Source organism: Corynebacterium sp. HMSC06D04 (assembly GCF_001807315.1).
GTDB classification, from domain to species: domain Bacteria; phylum Actinomycetota; class Actinomycetes; order Mycobacteriales; family Mycobacteriaceae; genus Corynebacterium; species Corynebacterium simulans.
Window position 1 is genome coordinate 1 of sequence record NZ_KV788564.1, and the last position, 14,193, is coordinate 14,193.

At 56.6% G+C, this 14,193-nt stretch carries 15 protein-coding genes; 10 read left to right on the forward strand and 5 right to left on the reverse strand.

Translation table 11 applies throughout. From position 1 onward, the window contains the following. The first annotated feature begins 344 nt into the window (after window positions 1-344). From HMPREF3155_RS11885 to HMPREF3155_RS11900, 4 genes are all read left to right on the forward strand, one after another. The gene (locus HMPREF3155_RS11885) at window positions 345-719 is read left to right on the forward strand and encodes a PH domain-containing protein (protein WP_061921563.1); all 375 of its coding nucleotides are present in this window, start codon (window positions 345-347) and stop codon (window positions 717-719) included. Window positions 720-946: 227 nt separating this feature from the next. After that, entirely contained in the window at window positions 947-1,774 is an 828-nt protein-coding gene (locus HMPREF3155_RS11890; protein ID WP_070433409.1) for a Bax inhibitor-1/YccA family protein, read from the forward strand. Window positions 1,775-2,173: 399 nt separating this feature from the next. Next, entirely contained in the window at window positions 2,174-2,902 is a 729-nt protein-coding gene (locus HMPREF3155_RS11895; protein WP_070433410.1) for a DUF3558 family protein, read from the forward strand. A gap of 291 nt (window positions 2,903-3,193) precedes the next feature. Next, complete coding sequence (locus HMPREF3155_RS11900; protein WP_246817737.1) at window positions 3,194-4,789, forward strand: hypothetical protein; 1,596 nt, start codon at window positions 3,194-3,196, stop codon at window positions 4,787-4,789. A 103-nt stretch (window positions 4,790-4,892) separates the two neighbouring features. Here the strand turns inward: HMPREF3155_RS11900 and HMPREF3155_RS11905 are convergent, their stop codons facing one another. The 3 genes from HMPREF3155_RS11905 to HMPREF3155_RS11915 form a co-directional block, all read right to left on the reverse strand. After that, on the reverse strand, window positions 4,893-5,198 hold the full coding sequence (locus HMPREF3155_RS11905) for a hypothetical protein (RefSeq protein WP_070433411.1): 306 nt from the start codon (window positions 5,196-5,198) through the stop codon (window positions 4,893-4,895). Window positions 5,199-5,242: 44 nt separating this feature from the next. Beyond that, on the reverse strand, window positions 5,243-5,764 hold the full coding sequence (gene greA, locus HMPREF3155_RS11910; RefSeq protein WP_061921580.1) for a transcription elongation factor GreA: 522 nt from the start codon (window positions 5,762-5,764) through the stop codon (window positions 5,243-5,245). A gap of 267 nt (window positions 5,765-6,031) precedes the next feature. Further along, window positions 6,032-6,517 carry a DUF4307 domain-containing protein gene (locus HMPREF3155_RS11915; protein WP_061921584.1) on the reverse strand — a complete coding sequence of 162 codons (486 nt, stop codon included), beginning with the start codon at window positions 6,515-6,517 and terminating at the stop codon, window positions 6,032-6,034. Between the two features lie 94 nt (window positions 6,518-6,611). Here HMPREF3155_RS11915 and mca point away from each other — a divergent pair, with 94 nt between their 5' ends. From mca to HMPREF3155_RS11930, 3 genes are read left to right on the forward strand one after another with little or no spacing between them, the layout of a single operon-like run. Continuing rightward, window positions 6,612-7,505 carry a mycothiol conjugate amidase Mca gene (mca, locus tag HMPREF3155_RS11920; RefSeq protein WP_062041415.1) on the forward strand — a complete coding sequence of 298 codons (894 nt, stop codon included), beginning with the start codon at window positions 6,612-6,614 and terminating at the stop codon, window positions 7,503-7,505. Between the two features lie 4 nt (window positions 7,506-7,509). Then, window positions 7,510-7,824, forward strand: a complete 315-nt coding sequence (locus HMPREF3155_RS11925) for a hypothetical protein (RefSeq protein ID WP_061921590.1) — start codon at window positions 7,510-7,512, stop codon at window positions 7,822-7,824. 49 nt (window positions 7,825-7,873) lie between these two features. Next, window positions 7,874-8,644 carry an isoprenyl transferase gene (locus HMPREF3155_RS11930; RefSeq protein ID WP_070433412.1) on the forward strand — a complete coding sequence of 257 codons (771 nt, stop codon included), beginning with the start codon at window positions 7,874-7,876 and terminating at the stop codon, window positions 8,642-8,644. A gap of 31 nt (window positions 8,645-8,675) precedes the next feature. Here HMPREF3155_RS11930 and coaA read toward each other — a convergent pair whose 3' ends face one another. Then, entirely contained in the window at window positions 8,676-9,602 is a 927-nt protein-coding gene (coaA, locus tag HMPREF3155_RS11935) for a type I pantothenate kinase (RefSeq protein ID WP_062035522.1), read from the reverse strand. 148 nt (window positions 9,603-9,750) lie between these two features. On the opposite strand from coaA, the gene glyA reads away from it, so the two are divergent. The 3 genes from glyA to HMPREF3155_RS11950 are packed head-to-tail and all read left to right on the forward strand — an operon-like array spanning window position 9,751 to window position 13,723. After that, window positions 9,751-11,052, forward strand: coding sequence for a serine hydroxymethyltransferase (glyA, locus tag HMPREF3155_RS11940; RefSeq protein WP_061921596.1), 1,302 nt, complete (start codon window positions 9,751-9,753; stop codon window positions 11,050-11,052). A gap of 48 nt (window positions 11,053-11,100) precedes the next feature. Then, window positions 11,101-13,053, forward strand: a complete 1,953-nt coding sequence (locus HMPREF3155_RS11945) for a chorismate-binding protein (RefSeq protein WP_070433413.1) — start codon at window positions 11,101-11,103, stop codon at window positions 13,051-13,053. After that, window positions 13,040-13,723 carry an aminotransferase class IV gene (locus HMPREF3155_RS11950; RefSeq protein WP_070433414.1) on the forward strand — a complete coding sequence of 228 codons (684 nt, stop codon included), beginning with the start codon at window positions 13,040-13,042 and terminating at the stop codon, window positions 13,721-13,723. The genes HMPREF3155_RS11945 and HMPREF3155_RS11950 overlap by 14 nt, the downstream gene beginning before the upstream one ends. Before the next feature lie 45 nt (window positions 13,724-13,768). Here HMPREF3155_RS11950 and HMPREF3155_RS11955 read toward each other — a convergent pair whose 3' ends face one another. After that, window positions 13,769-14,155: a DUF5997 family protein gene (locus HMPREF3155_RS11955; RefSeq protein WP_210385673.1), complete on the reverse strand. Its 387-nt coding sequence runs from the start codon at window positions 14,153-14,155 to the stop codon at window positions 13,769-13,771. Window positions 14,156-14,193 lie beyond the last annotated feature (38 nt).

Sequence of the window (14,193 nt, forward strand, 5' to 3'; positions counted from 1 at the left end):
CGCAACACCCCTACCAACAAGCCGCTCTCAGCACGAAAGAGGAGTAGTGGCCAAAAATATATGGCGCATCATCTACTTTTGAGAAGATTTCGCGTATCGCCTGGTTCGAAATTTCGATGGTCAGCCGCGGCATTGCTGGACTCGTTTATAGGCTTTTTGCTGTCTGACTGTCACCACCGGGACAAGTGTGCCGCTATGGAAACGAAATTGCGGTGGGTGAACTAGTTTTCTCGGAAAATGTCATGTAACCGCTATTAGAGTTAGACGAGGCGGTTACGTGACCTTTTATGGGGATAGCTCCGCCGATTCACAAATTATTGGTCCTTTCAAAAGCAAGGAAGAAAATGGAGACCGCTCCTATTACTGAGTGGACTTTCTTTGAAGAAGTCCCAATTCCAAACGATGTTACGGAATTGCTGATTGCGGGTGAACAGCCGCATGCTGCGTATAAGACTTTCCGCGACTCTGCGATTTTTACCTCAAAGCGCCTTATTATCCGCGATGCGCAGGGGTTGACCGGCAAGAAGGTAGAAATCTACTCAATTCCTTACTCCGCTATCAACATGTGGTCCACTGAAAATGCGGGAAGAATTGATTTCAATGCGGAAGTCGAGCTGTGGACGCGAGCGGGGCATCTCAAGATTAAGTTGGGCAAGAAGATTGATGTCCGACGTATCGATAATCTAATTGCGCATTGCGTTCTAAATAGCTCGCATTAAGCGGAGGAGCTCAAATTCCACCGCATCTGGAGAGATACCGCTGGGTACCGACAGCTGATTTTTGAATAGTTCAGCGAAAGGCTTTGCTTCGGGAACTTAATTCGAATCAAAAGCGTTGAACTTAGTGAAATCTTCAAATAATTCTCCAGCCCATCAGTTAGTTGATGCTGTTAGGCTGGGCCCGTTGACCCCCAGCGACTAATCCAGTGAAAGGAATCGGGAACTTAATGCGTTCTAGCAATCCGGTAATGAACACCTTGACTAAGAGTCAGGGTTCGACCTCGCAGTACGACGGAAACAATCCGTATGCTGCCGACCAAAACGTAAACCCGTTTGATCAGCAGGGCCGTGGCCAGTCTGCCGAGCGTCCGATGACTGTTGACGACGTCGTTACGAAGACGGGCATCACGCTTGCTGTGCTGATCGTCATGGCCGTCGTCAACTTCTTCATCGGTGTTCAGGTGAGCTACGGTCTTTCGCTGATTCTGACCATCGTGGGCGGCATCGGCAGCTTCGTCGTAACCCTAATCGCAGCTTTCAGTAAGAAGTTTGGCTCTGCACCTCTGACCATCTCCTACGCGGTTCTCGACGGACTGTTCGTCGGCGGTTTCTCGCTGCTTTTCGCTGGTGTCAATGTTGCTGGCTCCGATGGCATGGCTCTGATCGGTCAGGCAATCATGGGTACCGTTGGCGTCTTTATCGGCATGCTCGTTGTTTATAAGACCGGCGCGGTTAAGGTCACTCCGAAGTTCAACAAGATTATGTTTGGTCTGATTGCAGGTGTGGCTGTTCTGGCACTGGGCAACTTCCTGACCGCAATCTTCTTCGACTTCAATCCGCTGCGCGATGGTGGCGTTATCTCCATTATCTTCTCCCTGGTCTGCATTGTCTTGGCTGCAATGTCCTTCTTGACGGACTTTGACCATGCAGATCGTCTGATCCGCATGGGTGCACCGAGCAAGACCGCTTGGGGTGTAGCCCTTGGCCTGACCGTGACCTTGGTCTGGCTCTACACCGAGATTCTGCGCCTGCTGTCCTACATCCAGAACCGCTAACGACGTTCTGGATTAAACAGCTTTACTTAGCCCCCAGCCTCCAAGGTGAGTCCTTGACGGCTGGGGGTTCTTTTATGCGCAACTGGAGGCTTAAGTTTGATAACTCACACTTTTGTAATTCGGGTGTAGAAATGGGGGAATCAATAAATGGTTGAGAGTTTATGGTTCTTCCAACTCTTTTACAGCCTTTTTATATGATTTGAGCAGGAAATATTTTCCCATTGTGAGGTTTAGGCAAGGCATCTTTATGCCGTAGAAGACGCCCCGAAGTTGACCCAATTCACATCTTGGCGCGACAGGTCGCGCAGATTCGTGCATCCTATTTGCGGGAGGCAGCCAGCGGCTAGCAGCCATAACAGCGGCCTCCGGCTCGTCATTGAAGTCTGATGAAGGGTAGTCATGAAGCAGCAGGGGATTGTTGTAGCGCTGATTGTCAGCATGGGGGTGCTGACGGCCTGCGCTATTGACCTTGCTCCATGGAGCGCGAAGGAAAACCAGCCAGATTCCGTTCAGGAGGCTGGGGATACCGTCGGCACAAGTATGGAAAAGGCGGCAGAAGACGCCGACAATCCGGGGGATGCTGTGGAGGCTACCGGGGATGGGGGCTTCAAGGATTCCAATGACACGAGCGACAGCGGTGATGCTGGTGCGGATTCCAGCATCACCGCAGAGTGGGAGGGGAACGGCGTTCTGCCACCATTCGGCAATTTCGATCGCACCGACCCAGATTTCGATCTATTTGATCCTTGCACAGAAATTCCAGAGGAGAAGTTAAAGGAGGCTGGACTTCAAGAGCGTATAGGGCGTGACCTGCACTTTCCTGACATGAATCGATGTAGTTTTCACAGCTCGACTAGTGCGGCTGATGGTGCAATGGTCTCTTTGTCTTCCAGCAATGCTTCTTACGAGGAAGTAGAAGTGCCGTTGGGGCGTTCTGAAATCTATCGAGGAAAGGTCTTGCCAGTCGTTGCCTACGAGGAAGAGCTCGGTTCGGATCTAGTTTGTACCGTCAACCTGAAGACAGTTAGGGGAATGGTTAGCGTCGGTTTCGGGGATACTACTTTGCTAGAAGATAGTCGACAGAATTGCTGGCAAGCAGAACAGATTCTAAACAGAATTATTGAATAGCGCTGAATTTAGGGGGGAATAATGCAAATTAGGATTAGCAATTTGTTGGATGTCTATGACCGCGTTAAAGGGATGGCTCGAAGGACGGCGGAAATTGCGGCACGTGCGACTTCGCCAATTGATGGAAGCTTCTCCAGCGTCAATGGGGTAGGTGATGTGGGGGCGATTCATCAGCGAGTGATTGCTACAGATCCTGGCTCAGCCAGTAACTCGCTTCGTAGCTTCAACGAACAAATTCAGTGGTTGGCTAAGACGCTTATGGCTGAAGCTCACGGTTTTGAATCACAAGACTTGGCTAATAGTCGTGGTTTGGACATCGCTGATGCAGGTGGCTCGGTAACGGGTGAGGCGATGCCGGTGATGAATCAGCCTGACCCGGGCTATAGCCCTTTTGGCTTCGTGATGCCGGTGGTCAATGTTGGTTCTGACTTGTTCGGGCTGGCGATGGACTTGTTGAATACCAAGATCTGGAGTGTTTCGGAGACGAACTCGCGGTGGCGGACGTTGTCTACTGAAGTTGCGGCGATTGTGGACGGATTGAATGAGGCGGCTTCTTCGCTGGAATCCGAAAATGATAGTGAAGCAACCGCGCGGGCAGCACAAAAGATCCGGACTGTGGCGGAATCGGGTAGTCACTTCATTGCTAATGCTGAGGTGATGAGCCAGAAACTTTTCGGCTTCCAAGCCAATCTGATGGCGTCGCAGCCAAAGGCGATGGGCTTGGCCATGTCCGCGATGGCGATTCCTGATCCAGCAGCACGAAAGGCAGCCGAGCAGGCAGGCCTGGCCTTCATGCAAAGCGCACTCCAAACGCAAGTGGTCGCCGCGATGCCGTTCCAGCATCCACTGATGACCACGATGCCGCCTTCAGGCGGCGGAGACGTGAGCACCGACTTCGGCGGAGTAAACGGGAGCGGGCAGCGTTATAGCACTGCCAACGTAGCGTGGCCGAAGCATATCGCTGAAGCAATCTCGCGCGGAGAGCTTGGCCCAGGTTCTTTCGGGATTGTAAATGGCAAGGTCGAAGGCCTTGAGGGCTTAGGCATGAGCGATGCTGACATTCAGAAGTTCAATAATGACTTGGTCACCAATGGTCGGAATACACTTGCGGAACTAGGCGCGGGAGGCTTCAACCCGATCGCTGCCGGTGATGTCGGCACTAGGGGAGCAAGTGTCAATCTTGCTCCTGTTGCGCCAGGAGGTGCGGGCGCCGGTATGGGCATGGGCCCTGGTGTAGGAGCGGGTGCTCTTGGCGGGGCGCCATCGCTGGCTTCGGGTAGCGGTGCGACCTTAAACCCAGCGACTATGACCGCAGGTGCGGGAGCTACCGGTGGTCTTGGTTCTGGTGCAGGTACTGGTCCGATGATGGGAGCCCTTGGCGGCGCACCGGCTCTTGCAGGTAGTGCTTCAGCGAAGGGGCAAAGCCTTGGTCGTGGACAAGGGCTGGGCCTTGGAGTATCTAACGCCGGCGGCCATGGAGCGGGACGTCTTGGCGCTGTTGGACCAGGCGGAGCTTTTAGCGCCGGTGGAGTTGGCGGCACGGGAGGCATTGGCGGCGCCGGGCTGGCAGGCTCGGCAGGGTCAACCGCGGCGCCGAGTGCACGCACAGGCGCATTGGGTGCTGGTGGAGTAGGCGGTCCGGGTAATACTGCAGGTACCGCTGCAGCGGGCGTTAATTCGGCCCGGGGTGCGGGTAATACACGCGGTGCGATGGGGGGCCGAATGATGCCGTTGATGGCAGGAACCGGCCAGGGCGGCGGGCAAGATCGGCGTATCAAATCGGTGACCAGCAAGGTCGAACGCGATCCCAACCGTCGTGATCTCCTAGGCGAGCCGCCGGCAGCATTGCCGGGTGTCATTGGGGCGTGGGCCCGTGAAGAGAGTTAAGTCGATTGTCGAAGAATGAGTAAAGCGCCCAGGTGGAATGCCTAGGCGCTTTACTGCTAGTGATTGCTAGCTGCTGCTTGGTGCGCAGCATCAGCCGCGACGTTTACTGAGCCGGAACTACCTGGGTCTCAACAACTACGTTCGGATCGCCAGCGGCAGGAGCCTCGGAGCCGGCGGCCTCAGCACCAGTGGCCTCAGCACCGGTAGCCTCAGCCTCAGGAGCCTGGGTAGCGGAAGCCTCGGACTGGGAGCTGGACTCAGCTGGCTTTGGAGCCTTGCCAGTGTAGGTGGAGGCGTTATCGATCTTCTCGCTGGTGGAATCCTGCTGGTTCGGTGGGTGGCAAGCTGCCAGGGACAGGCCTGCAGCGAAAACCAAACCAGCAGTTGCGAAGCGGGAGAACTTCTTCATGGGTGCTCTTTCTCCAGAATGAATTGAAATAAAAGAAAAGAAAACTAGGACTCGCGCGGAGTTGCGGCCTTAGCTGAATCATACGGCGCTGCGGATTCCACCGTGACCGAAATGGTCTTGCCATTTGGTGCGGTGTACTCGCGGGTCTCACCCTCCTGAGCGCCAATCAGTGCAGCGCCCAGCGGGGACTGCTCAGAGTAGGTCTCCAGGTCCTTGTTATCGGAAGCGGCAGCGCGGGTACCGATAAGGAAGGTTTCCTTATCTTCCTTGTCGCCGTTGTAGTAAACGTGAACAACGGAGCCGACGGTTGCAACGCCCTCCTGAACGGCAGTGCGCTCAGTGGTGGAGTTAGCCAGAACCTCAGAGATTTGCTTGATGCGGGCCTCTTCCTGGTCCTGCATCTCGCGGGCTGCGTCGTAGCCTGCGTTCTCCTTCAGGTCACCCTCTTCGCGGCGCTCGTTAATCTCGGCAGCAACGACCGGGCGGTGGTCGATGAGAGCCTGCAGCTCAGCTTCAAGCTTGGCCTTGGTCTCCGGGGTGATGTATTGCTTCTGCTGCTCAGCCATAGTGCAACCTTCCGTAAAGCGGGGGTGAAGAAATGAAAATTATATGGATAAGGTCAGCTCCAAAACTGCGATTTGCAGCCGCGACCTGTCCTAAGCGCTACAAATCCTAGCACATGCGCTGCGTCTGCCACGGCGTCGACTAGCGCGTAAGGCTCCGCGCTTAAGGGGTGAATTCGCAGGCGATTTGCGGGGCGGGCGGCTATCGCCAAGCTACTGAGCAAGAAGAAGACGGTGCCCACCTTGAGCAATATAGATTGATAAATCTATTTAGTTGCTGGACTGCTCAACGTAGTCAGGGTGCTCCATATCCAAGTAGGAAGGAATATTTCCCGAGCAACCATAAACGCCACCGGCTACTGCGCGGTGATTAGTGGGGACGTCGACAGCAATGCGCTGGGTTTTCGGGCCGCCGGCCGGGACCGCGAACTCACGGCGTCCGACCTCTGCCTTGGAGTAATCGAAGGCCTGCACGATGCAGTATGCGTCTTCATCGATGTGGTTGCGGGTGACATCCGCCCACACACGGGTGGAATCGTCGGAAAGAACTTCGTGGGTGACGTAGGAGATGTCCGCGTTGACCTTCTCCTGCTTCTGGAAGTACTGCACGCCATAGATAATCGCGGCAATAAACATGGCGGCGAAGACCAAAACGATGGCTTTATTTGTGATGCTCGAGGTACTATTCGCAGAGCTGTCTGCCGTGGGGCGGGCACCGTAGCGAGCACCTGAACGAGGGGTACCGGCGGAAGTCATGAATCTTAGTCTAACCAACAGTCAAGATTTTCAAACTATCCACTAGGATGGACCTCTGTTCCGAAATTCAGCGCTAGAGGAGATGAACCCTACTATGAGCGACAAGCGCCTACTAGCCATTCACGCGCACCCAGATGACGAATCTTCCAAGGGTGCTGCAACCACTGCGAAATACGCGGCTGAAGGTGCCGAGGTTCTGGTGCTGACCTGTACCGGCGGCGAGCGCGGTGACGTCATCAACCCAGCGATGGATAAGCCGGGTGTGAAAGAAAACATGGGCGAGATTCGCCGCGAAGAGATGGCGAAGGCCGCCGCAGCCTTGGGCGTAGAGCACCGCTGGCTGGGGCATGTCGATTCCGGCCTGCCAGGCGGTGATCCATTCGATCCGGATCTAAAGAATCTGCTGCCGGAAGGTTGCTTCGCACTTATTCCAGATGATGAAGTAGCGCAAGAGTTCGTGAAAACCATTCGTGAGTTCCGTCCCCAGGTCATCGTCACTTATGACGAGATCGGCGGCTATCCGCATCCAGACCACCTGATGGTCCATCGAGCTTCCATCATCGCCTGGGAAAAGGCCGGAGATCCTTCCTACCACCCAGAACTGGGCGAACCTTATACGCCGCAAAAGCTCTATTACTCGCATGGCTTTGTCTACCAGCGCATGAAGCTCTTCCATGATCTTTTGGAAGAAGAGGGAAAGACCAGCCCCTATGGCCCGATGCTGGCACGCTGGGATACGGCCTTTGGGGACATCATGGCGCGCGTTACCACTCAGGTAGAGTGCGCAGACTACTTCCAAAATCGCGAGGATGCCCTGCGCGCGCATGCCACCCAGATTGATCCGGCAGGAGCATTCTTGGCGACGAGCGTCGATGTACAGCAGCGCCTATGGCCCACTGAGGAGTTCGAGCTCGCGCAGACCCGCGTTGCTACTGAGCTGCCGGAGTCGGATTTATTTGCAGGAATTGCCGAAGTAGGGGAGTCTTAGAAGCATGAGCGCATTTGATTCGCTGATTCTTGCAGCAGGTGACGTCCACGCACAAGTTAACTACCTAGCCCAGGGTGCCCAGGAAGGCCCGATGGGGCCTGAGTTTGGCAAGGCCTCGCCAATTGGCCTTCTCATCTTGGCGTTGATGGGTGCAGCCGTCTTGTTTGCGGGGTGGAATTTCCACCGTCGTTACTCGCGCTTTCGTCGTCGCACCATGTTCGCCCAAGACCACGGCATCGACCCTTTCGATGACCAGGCTGTCGACGCCGCGATGAAGGAAGCGGGCATCTTCGACCAGAGCAAGCGCTCCTTCTTGTAGGTCAATTGCGGCCTGTCCCTCGTCTTGGATTGTGTTTTAAGGACTAACCGTGAACTTCCTCAGCCAGTTGCTTTATCCCCTGTATGAGGCTCGCCTCACGCGCGCTATCAAGGGAACCCCGCAGCCCCGGCACGTCGCCATCATGGCGGACGGAAACCGCCGCTGGGCGCGGGAGGCTGGATTCACTGATATCAGCCACGGTCACCGCCAAGGTGCGAAGAAGATCAGCGAGATGATCTCATGGTGCAAAGACACCGATATTGAGGTCGTCACCATTTATCTTTTGTCCACGGAGAACTTGAAGCGCAGCCCCCAAGAGGTGCAGCTTCTCTTCGATATCATCTCGGACGTTGTCACCCATCTTTCCAAGGGCGACTTGGACTGTCAGATTCGCTTGGTGGGCCATCTGGATCTCCTACCGGCTAAGGTCACCGAGCGCATGCGCCTTGCAGCGCAGGCAACTGAGGGTAATAAGGGCGTCATCGTTAACATCGCCGTCGGCTATGGCGGGCGTCAGGAAATCGTCGACGCCGTGCAAAACCTTATCCGTGACGAGGCCGGGAAAGGCCATAGCGCGGAGGAAATCGCGGGCAATGTTACCGCCGAGGCCATCACGAGCCACCTGTATACCAAGGGCCTTCCGGACCCAGATCTTGTCATCCGTACCTCCGGTGAGCAGCGCCTTTCCGGCTTCTTGCTGTGGCAGGCGGCGTATTCCGAAATCTGGTTCACTGATACCTATTGGCCGGCTTTCCGCCGCGTGGATTTCCTGCGCGCGCTGCGGGATTACTCCCAGCGTTCGCGTCGCTTCGGCAAATAGGGCCTCATCTGCGCGCCTAGAACCCCGTTTACTAGAGCTTGCGCATGCGTACCTTTTCCACCAAGTGGTGGGAACCCTTGCGCAAAACCAGGGAAGCGCGCGGCTTGGTGGGCAAAATGTTTTCCACCAAGTTGGGCAGGTTGATGGACTGCCAAATCTCGCGAGCCTGCGCGCGGGCCTCCGTATCGTTCATCTCTGCATAGGCAGCAAAGTGCGCGCCCGGCTCACGGAAGGCGGTATGCCGCAGGTGCAGGAAGCGCTCGATGTACCAATGCTCAATGTCATCGACGCGCGCATCGACGTAGACCGAGAAGTCGAAAAGGTCAGAGACCATTAGGGTAGGCCCAGTCTGGAGGACGTTGAGGCCCTCTAGGATAAGGATGTCGGGCCTTTGCACCACCTGATGTTCGTCAGGCAGGATGTCGTAGGAAATATGCGAATAGACCGGCGCTTTGACTTCCGCTTTGCCTGACTTCACGTCGGTGACAAAACGCATGAGCTTGCGCCGGTCGTAGGATTCCGGAAAACCTTTGCGCTGCATCAATCCGCGCTCATGGAGCACCTTTGCCGGATACAAGAATCCGTCAGTGGTCACTAGATCTACTTTTGGGTGGGTCTCCCAGCGCTGCAGAAGCAGCTGCAGAACGCGGGCAGTGGTGGACTTACCCACCGCAACGGAGCCTGCGACACCGATGACGAAGGGCACGTGGTTTGCGCTGTTTCCCAGGAATTCCTCCGTAGCAGCCGTGAGCTCTTGGCGGGCTGCTACCTGCAGATGGATAAGACGCGATAATGGCAAGTAAACGTCAGCGACCTCGTCTAGGTCGATGCGATCACCGATACCACGAAGCGCCTCGACTTCTGCAGCGGTGAGAACCTGGGGCATCGACAAGCGCCTTTGGCGCCAGGTTTCACGGTCGAAGTCAAGGTATGGACTGGAATCGGTTGCACGCGCCATGGCCACATTGTCGCACCTTATTTCTTTCTGGGGAAAACCTTGGGGGATGAAATGGTACTTTCGTCCCCCGCGTGGGGGCGTGGCAGTTAATATGTAGGGCAGGTTTGAAACGACCAGTTAAGCAACCGAGAAGGGAATCAACGCTTCCATGACTGCCAATAATTCCGCAGACGTGCGCTATCAGGAGATGCGCGAGCTGGATCCGGACGTATTCAACGCCATCAACGGCGAAATCGCCCGTCAGCGCGAGACTCTCGAGATGATCGCCTCTGAGAACTTTGTTCCGCGTGCCGTTCTGCAGGCACAGGGCTCCGTTCTGACCAACAAGTACGCAGAGGGCTACCCAGGCCGCCGTTACTACGGTGGCTGCGAGCACGTTGATGTCATCGAAGATCTGGCACGTGAGCGTGCCAAGAGCCTCTTCGGCGCTGACTTCGCCAACGTGCAGCCACACTCCGGCGCTCAGGCTAACGCTGCGGTACTGTCCAGCCTCGCCGAGCCGGGCGACAAAATTCTGGGCCTGTCCCTGGCGCACGGCGGCCACCTCACCCACGGCATGAAGCTGAACTTCTCCGGCAAGCTTTACGACGTCGCAGCTTACGAGGTCGACCCAGAGACCATGCGTATCGACATGGATAAGCTGCGTGAGCAGGCTATCAAGGAGCAGCCGAAGGTCATCATCGCCGGTTGGTCCGCGTACCCACGTACTCTCGATTTCGCTGCTTTCCGCTCCATCGCGGACGAGGTCGGCGCAAAGCTGTGGGTCGATATGGCTCACTTTGCAGGTCTGGTTGCTGCTGGTCTGCATCCTTCTCCGGTACCGCACGCTGACGTCGTTTCCACCACGGTTCACAAGACCCTGGGCGGCCCACGCTCCGGCCTCATCCTGGCGAAGCAGGACTACGCTAAGAAGCTCAACTCCAGCGTCTTCCCAGGTCAGCAGGGTGGCCCTCTGATGCACGTCATCGCTGCAAAGGCAATCGCTTTGAAGATCGCAGCTTCGGAGGAGTTCAAGAACCGTCAGGAGCGCACCCTTGAGGGCGCACGCATCCTTGCTGAGCGCCTGACCGCATCCGATGCCAAGGCAGCCGGCGTTGACGTGCTGACCGGCGGCACCGATGTTCACCTGGTTCTGGCAGACCTGCGCAACTCTGAGCTCGATGGCCAGCAGGCTGAGGATCTGCTGCACGAGGTTGGCATCACCGTCAACCGCAACGCTGTGCCGAACGATCCACGCCCACCAATGGTCACCTCCGGCCTGCGTATCGGAACCCCTGCGCTGGCCACCCGTGGCCTCGATGCAGCAGCCTTCGAAGAGGTCGCTGACATCATCGGTACCGCACTCGCACAGGGCAAGAACGCTGATGTTGAGTCTCTGCGCGGTCGCGTTTCCAAGATCGCTGAGCAGTACCCGCTCTACGACGGTCTTGAGGATTGGAAGATGGTCTAAGGCAGCCAAGCGCTACCCCGCGCATCTGCCGCCTATAAAATTCCGGTTATGAACCTGCTGATCGTAGATAACCACGATTCTTTTACCTTCAATCTCGTGGACTACGTTCGGCGGGTAACCGGGTGTGAGCCCACGGTTGTCCCGAATGACATCCCGTGGGCTCGCATTGATCTGGCGCTTTACGACGCCGCTATCATCTCGCCCGGGCCTGGTAGCCCGGCCAATCCAGCCGACTTGGGAATTAGTGCCAATGTGCTGCGTGAATTCACCGGCCCAATCCTCGGCGTGTGCCTTGGCATGCAAGCTATGGTGCACCTTGAAGGTGGGGAAGTGGGCCTAGCTTCCGCCCCGGCACACGGTATTGTTACCGAAGTAGACCACGATGGCTCTGGGCTCTTCGAAGGCCTTGCCAGCCCACATCGCGTGGTGCGTTACCACTCGCTGGTAGCCCACCGTGTTCCCGAATGCTTCGATGTGACCGCCACCTGCGCCGACACTTTTGGCACGACGCTCACAATGGCCATCGCACACCGCACAAAACCCCAGTGGGGCGTGCAATTCCACCCGGAGTCACTGCTTACTGATTCTGGCCCGCAGCTCTTCGAGAATTTCCTCGGCCTTGCCAGACGCTATTATGCACGCCAGTATTTCTGCGTACGCACTGTGGATAAAGAAGTCTCACTTGAAGATGCAGCTCGTGCGCTGACCGGAAATGCCTTTTGGCTCGACTTTGGCCGCTTTAGCATTCTTGGCGATGACTCTGGTCACAGGGCCCGACATCTCAGCTATAACTGTCAGCCGGGCAAAGACTTCTTCGAAGTGGCTAAACGCGAGTATGAACGCCACGTTCTCCCCGCGCGCGTTGGAGCTCCGATTCCCGGTTGCGACTTCGCCCTAGGGTGGGTGGGCTACCTCGGCTATGAAGTCGGCGTCGAAAAGCAGCGCTTCGCCCAGTCCCAAAGACATAGGTCACCGGGGCCAGACGCAGAGTTTATTTTCTGCGACCGGGCGATAGTGGTGGACCATGAACAGCGCAGAACTCACCTCTTAAGCTTCGCCGACGACAGCAAGTGGCAGCTTAAGCTCGCCACGGATTCGGTACCGCAAGCTCCCTGGCAAAGCCCTGGCCGGCTGGTCCACGGCGAACAAGAATATCTAGAACGTATCGCTGCCGCTCAGGACTATATGGTGCGCGGCGAGTCCTATGAGGTGTGTCTGACCAATCGCATTGAGTTGGAACCTGTGCCAAATCCCTTGGAGACCTTCCTCCAACTGCGCGCGGCTAATCCGAGCAAGCGCACCGGCTTCCTGGGGTTTGCCGGCAACGCGCTGCTATCGACGTCGCCGGAGCAATTCTTAAGTATTGACGCATGGCGAAACGTTTCCTCGACGCCAATTAAAGGAACGAGCCCGCGCGATACGGACCCAGAAATAGATGCGGCGAATGCGCGTAGTCTCCGGGGCGAAAAGACCACGTCGGAACTGCTCATGGTGGTGGACATGGTCCGTCACGACGTAGCTCGCGCCTGCGACGATGTGCGGGTGCCCCATGGTTTTCAGGTGCACTCTTATTCTACGGTGCATCAACTCATGTGTGAGGTAACCGGGCGCCTGAAGCAGCAGTCTAGCCCCATAGATGCGATTGAGGCCGCGTTTCCCGGCGGTTCCATGACCGGTGCGCCGAAAGAACGCACGATGCAGATAATTGACGAGCTTGAGGACACCTGGCGCGGCGTCTACTCTGGCGCCTTTGGCTACCTTTCGCTGACCGGTACGGCGGATTTTTCCATGGTGATTCGCTCAGTGGTCAGCAACGAACGCGGCGCTTATTACGGTGTGGGCGGGGCAGTGCTGGCTGTAAGCGAGCCTTCCGCGGAGTGGGAAGAAACCATGGTCAAAGCGCGCCCGCTGTTTAATCAATTGGGCATGACTCCAAGCGATCTTCACGCGCGGAAGGAACCACATGCTGAAAGCTCGGAGACCTTAGATGAATCACGTTGATTGCTGCCTGGTGGATTCTTTTCTGGTCCGTGAAGGGCGCGCTATCCGCCCCGACCTCCACCGCAAACGTTTCGGCGATGGTTATCCAGTACTCGGCGAAATCCCGCAGGAGGGGCAATGGTTTCCGCGAATTACAGAAAATGCTGTGGAATGGCGTCTAGCCCCAGCCCTGCGCACCCACTCGACGTTGTGGGTTCCAGAGACTGTGGATCCGCGGGAGCATCCATTGCTTAAAGGCCCGGATTTGCCTAAGCTCGCGGAGCTAAGACAAAAGGCCCGCGACCATGGTGCGGATGATGCGGTTTTGCATTCGGCCCGTGGGGTTGTCCATGAGGCCGCAAATGCGGCAATCGTGTTCAAAGATGAGAAGGGTCTCGTGATGGGCCCACATGGTTCTGTTCTGCTCTCGACCACCGTGCGCGCCACCGTCGAGGCGGGGCTTATTGATCAACCGCGCCGAGTGGAACTTTCAGTGGAGGAAGCTCTTCAGCTGCCAGCCTGGTGTGCCAGTGCACTGCATGGTTGGACGCCGGTAACGAAGTGGCTCATCGGCGGTGAAACGCTTGCCGGAGCAGAGCACCCAGCATTGGGCAAACAATGTCAAAGCGCTGCGGAGCTCAACGAACAGTTGTGGCAGTCCGCCGTGCCACTGGCAGAAGACTATTCCTAGATTTTCTCAGCCCTTGGTTCTGAGGTGGCGCTAGGGCCTTAAGATTTAAGACTCGTTAGCAGGAGAGTCTTCATAGGCAGGCTGCCCATTGCCGTCACGGTTTTCGGCATGTGCCTTGCGCGCAGCAGACAGCCACTCCGGCATTTCTGCCAAGAGTTCCTTGATCTCTGGAGTGGTCATCGGGCGGTCAAATTCGTTCTTTTTTAGAGAAGTAACGGAGATACCGAGCTTCTGTGCCACGATGGGGCGTGGGTGTGGGCCGTTCAGGCGCAGGTCGACCAACCACTGTGGTGGGTTGTCTTGCAGCTCGCGTAGCTCTGCATGGCTGACAGCGGAGTTCTGGAATTCCTCCGGGGTAGCGGGCAAGTAGATGCCGAGCTTCTTCGCTGCGGTTTGCGCACGCATCGCGGTGCCAGAAGGCTGTTTATTCATCTCATTCACTCTCCCTACGGTAGCAGCACGGCGGGGGA